Origin of the sequence: Mycobacterium sp. (assembly GCF_032161845.1) — a bacterium.
GTDB lineage: Bacteria > Actinomycetota > Actinomycetes > Mycobacteriales > Mycobacteriaceae > Mycobacterium.
Genome location: NZ_JAVRQA010000386.1, coordinates 1 through 4,735, shown reverse-complemented (window position 1 = coordinate 4,735; position 4,735 = coordinate 1). Strand labels below are relative to the sequence as shown.

Below are 4,735 nucleotides of genomic sequence, written 5' to 3'. Positions count from 1 at the left end.
CACAGGGCTTCGAGGCCGAGTGGCGGTTGCTCAACCTCTTGACGGTCGAGGGCGACCAGTTCACCCGCTGCGAGCTGTTCGACGTGGCCGACCTCGACGCTGCGCTAATGAGGTTCGACGAAGTTGTCGACCCGACGCCTCAACTCGAGAACGCCGCGACCCGGGCATGGTCGCGGCTGGCAGATGCCTTCAACCGCCGCGACGTTGACGGTTTCCTGGCCCTCGTCACTGCGGACGGACGAACCGAGGACCGAAGGCAGGGCCTGCGCTCCGTAATTGAGGGACAAGCGCGACAGAAGGGCGTGCACGCAGGTTTGTTCGAGACGCCGCCCAGCAGCTGGCGGATGGAGGCCGATCCGATCGCCATCAGGGGATCTCGTCTGTCGCTGACCCGCGAAAAGTATCGCGACACCGATGATGCCGACCGTCCGATCGTCATCGAACTCTTGACGGTCACGGAAGTCAGCGACGGCGACTTGGTGCACGACACCGTGGACTTCGATCCCGACGACGTGGACGCCGCCTTCGAGGAGCTCGAAGCGCGATACCTCGCCGGCGAGGGCGCCGCCTATGCGCACACGTGGTCGGTGATCTGCGGGGCCGTCGCTGCAGCGAACAGGCACGAATTCCCGGGGTTGACGCCAGACTGGGCGAGCGTCGATCACCGCCGGGCAGTAGCGTTCGCGCCAGGTGACATGACCGCGTACGTCGAGGCCATTTGGGATACCACGCCCCGCACGGCTACCTACGTCGAAGCCGTTCATCGGCTGAGCGCCGCGGGCGCGGTCGTTACCCAAGTGGCAAGCGGGACTTCGCAACAGGGGTTCGAGGCCGAGTGGCGCATGATCGGCCTTTCGACGGTCGACGGCGACCTGATCAACCGCATCGAGCTGTTCGACGCGGCAGACCTCGGCGCCGCGCTCGCGAGGCTCGACGAGCTTGAGGGGCACGTCCCTCAACTCGATAACGCCGCGACCCGGGCATGGTCGCGAGTAGCCGATGCATTCAACCGGCGCGACTTCGACGGACTCATTGCCCTCACGACTGCGGATGCGCGAGCGGACGATCGGCGAAAGGGCCTTCAATCGGTACTTGAGGGATCAGCGAGCCAGAAGAACGTCTACCAGGTGTTCGAGCTGACACCCACCAGTTGGCGTATGGAGGTCGAGCCGCTAGCCGTAAGGGGATCGCGTCTCTCGCTGAGCCGCGGGTGTTTGCGCGACTTCGCTGATCCCGAACGGCCGATCACGCTCGAGCTCCTCAACGTCGTAGAAGTCGACGACAGCGGACTGATCCAGGACACCGTCAGCTTCGACCCCGACGACCTCGACGCGGCCTTCGCCGAACTCGATAGCCGATACCTCGCCGGCGAAGCCGCCGCCCACGCGCGCACGTGGTCGGTCATTTCAGGCGCGATCGCCGCGACCAACCGTCACGAAGTCTTTTCGACGACGCCAGACTGGGTGAATGTCAATCACCATCGCGCGACATCGTTCGAGCCCGGTGAGCTGAACGCCTACATCCGTTCCTCCTGGGAAGACATGCCAGGCGGTCGCACCTACATCGAAGCCGTGCACCGTTTGAGCAATCTGGGAGCGGTCATCACGCACAGGGCGGAGGGGGCCACAACAGAGGGCTTCGAGGCCGAGTGGCGGGGGATTGACCTCATGACGGTCGACGGCGACCTGATAAGTCGCAGCGAAATGTTCGAGGAGGCAGACCTCGACGCTGCGCTTGCGCGGTTCGACGAGCTCGGCGCCCAGCGCCTCAGCTAGAAACGCCGGGCCGACGAAATGGTTTGCGCAACAAGGGTCCGTTGAGCCCAGCCTTCGCGCTCGATCTTGTCGGACCCCATCACCACAATCCAGGCATGTTGCTCGACCTCGTCCTCCCACTGGAGTGTGGCGGCTGCGGCATGCCGGGGACCCGGTGGTGCCCGGTCTGCGCTGGCGCCCTTGTCGTGCACACCGACGAGCCGATGGTGATCACGCCGCGTCTCGACCCCGGCGTGCCCGTCGTGTCCCTCGGTCGCTACGCCGGGCCCCGGCGCGCGGCGATCATTGCGATGAAGGAGCACGGCCGCACCGATCTGATCGGCCCACTGGGGGCAGCTGTCGGCGCCGGGGTGTCGCGGTTGGTGGCGTGGGGCGTCGTCGAGGTTCCGCTGACCTTGGTGCCCGCACCCACCAGGTGGTCGGCGGCCCGCAGGCGGGGCGGCGACCCAGTGACAGCCATCGCCAGAACCGCGGCCGTCGCTGACACCACCGTGGTCGCCGCGCTGCGGATGCGGGCCTTCACGCGGGACTCGGTCGGCCTGTCGCCGGGACAGCGTCAACGCAACATCGCGGGCCGGGTGAGGCTCCGCAAGGACGTCCACGGCGAGGTGCTGCTGATCGACGACGTCGTGACGACGGGCGCAACGGGCTGCGAATCGGTCCGAGTCCTGAAAGATGCCGGCGTCCGAGTCGCCGCGATTCTCGCCGTCGCACACGCGTGAACATGGGCTCTACGCCGGTGGCAATTACCGCGAGATCAAACCGGAGTGAAGAACTGAAAACACGTGTGCTGAATAGGTGGCACAGGCGGGTGAACACGGACTACCGTCGGGGCCAACCACCCGTGAACGATTCACGGCAGCGTCTAGCAATATTGGCGCCACATCGCCCGAAAAGCGGTAGGAGGTGAGCACTCGACACCTTGCGCCGCGGGCCGACGTCATGTGGGTTCCTCGGCGCGTTTCTGTTACAGCCGGGCACGCATCGTGCCAGCCGACGAGGAAACGAGTTGCCAAGTATGTCAATACAATCCATGGACACCAACCGCTCGACGATGGTGGACGCAGAGGACGAGCCGCAGGACGGCCCCCGCGCCGAGATCGTCGTCAAGGGCCGCAACGTCGAAATCCCCGACCACTTCCGCACCTACGTCGCAGAAAAGCTGTCGCGCCTCGAGCGCTTCGACCGCACCATCTACCTGTTCGACGTCGAACTCGATCACGAACGCAATCGCCGCCAGCGTAAGAACTGCCAACACGTGGAGATCACGGCCAGGGGCCGCGGACCCGTCGCGCGCGGCGAAGCCTGCGCGGACAGCTTCTACGCCGCGCTGGAATCAGCCGTCTCCAAACTCGAGAACCGTCTTCGGCGCAGCAAGGACCGCCGCAAGATTCACTACGGCGACAAGACCCCGGTCTCGCTGGCAGAGGCCACCGCGATCACCCAACTGGTCGAGCCGGTGCCCGCCCCCGTAGAAGACGAGAACCCGGCGCCCGAGGACCACGAACCGGGTCGGATCGTCCGCACCAAGGAACACACCGCTACCCCGATGAACGTCGACGACGCGCTCTACGAGATGGAGCTGGTCGGACACGATTTCTTCCTGTTTCACGACCAGGAGAGCGACAAGCCGACGGTCGTCTACCGGCGTCACGCCTACGACTACGGCCTGATCCGGCTCGCCTAACCGCGGCGGTCTGACTGACCTGCGCGGCGCATTCGGCTGGCCTGCTCGGCCAGTCACCTACGATGGACCTCGTTTGAAGTATTACGAGTTCCATCGAGCCCACAGGGGAAATTAGCGTGCTGTCGAAGTTGCTCCGTCTCGGTGAAGGCCGCATGGTCAAGCGCCTCAAGAGGGTCGCTGAGTATGTCAACTCCCTGTCCGACGAGGTGGAGAAGCTCTCCGACGAGGAACTGCGCGCCAAGACCGACGAGTTCAAGAAGCGCGTGGCCGGTGGCGAGACGCTCGACGACATCATGCCGGAGGCGTTCTCGGTCGCTCGCGAGGCCGCGTGGCGGGTGCTGAACCAGCGCCCCTTCGACGTTCAGATCATGGGCGGCGCGGCGCTGCACTTCGGCAACGTCGCCGAGATGAAGACCGGCGAGGGCAAGACGCTGACCTGTGTCCTGCCCGCATACCTCAACGCGCTCGCGGGCAACGGCGTCCACGTCGTCACGGTCAACGACTACCTGGCCAAACGCGACAGCGAGTGGATGGGTCGCGTGCACCGCTTCCTGGGCCTCGACGTCGGCGTCATCCTCGGACAGATGACGCCCGACGAGCGCCGGGTGGCGTATGCCGCCGACATCACCTACGGCACCAACAACGAGTTCGGCTTCGACTACCTGCGCGACAACATGGCGCACACCGTCGAGGACATGGTGCAGCGCGGCCACAACTTCGCCGTCGTGGACGAGGTCGATTCGATCCTCATCGACGAGGCCCGCACGCCGCTGATCATCTCCGGACCCGCCGACGGGGCGTCGAACTGGTACGTCGAGTTCGCCCGGCTGGCGCCACTGATGGAGAAGGACGTCCACTACGAGGTCGACATCCGCAAGCGCACCGTCGGCGTGCACGAGATCGGCGTCGAATTCGTCGAGGATCAGCTCGGCATCGAGAACCTCTACGAGGCCGCCAACTCGCCGCTGGTCAGCTACCTGAACAACTGCCTGAAGGCCAAGGAGCTGTTCTCGCGCGACAAGGACTACATCGTGCGCGACGGTGAAGTGATCATCGTCGACGAGTTCACCGGTCGCGTCCTGGTTGGCCGTCGCTACAACGAGGGCATGCACCAGGCGATCGAGGCCAAGGAGCACGTCGAGATCAAGGCCGAGAACCAGACGCTGGCGACGATCACGCTGCAGAACTACTTCCGGCTGTACGACACGCTCTCCGGCATGACCGGTACCGCTCAGACGGAGGCGGCGGAGCTGCACGAGATCTACGGCCTCGG

The 4,735-nt window shown here is 65.2% G+C and carries 3 protein-coding genes and 1 pseudogene; all 4 read left to right on the top strand.

What is annotated here, in order from left to right; translation table 11 throughout:
- Window positions 1–1,775, top strand: a pseudogene (locus QOD90_RS20745) (BTAD domain-containing putative transcriptional regulator); the annotation flags it as partial.
- Between the two features lie 98 nt (window positions 1,776–1,873).
- Window positions 1,874–2,497: a ComF family protein gene (locus tag QOD90_RS20740; RefSeq protein WP_526352711.1), complete on the top strand. Its 624-nt coding sequence runs from the start codon at window positions 1,874–1,876 to the stop codon at window positions 2,495–2,497.
- Between the two features lie 332 nt (window positions 2,498–2,829).
- On the top strand, window positions 2,830–3,462 hold the full coding sequence (gene hpf, locus QOD90_RS20735; protein ID WP_526352710.1) for a ribosome hibernation-promoting factor, HPF/YfiA family: 633 nt from the start codon (window positions 2,830–2,832) through the stop codon (window positions 3,460–3,462).
- A 116-nt stretch (window positions 3,463–3,578) separates the two neighbouring features.
- Window positions 3,579–4,735, top strand: a 1,157-nt coding sequence (locus QOD90_RS20730) for a preprotein translocase subunit SecA (protein WP_526352709.1), incomplete at its 3' end; no start/stop codon positions are given.

What these genes read in the sequence shown, in the direction of transcription:
- hpf (WP_526352710.1), top strand. Translation starts at nt 2,830, where the DNA reads ATGGTGGACGCAGAGGACGAGCCGCAGGACGGCCCCCGCGCCGAGATC.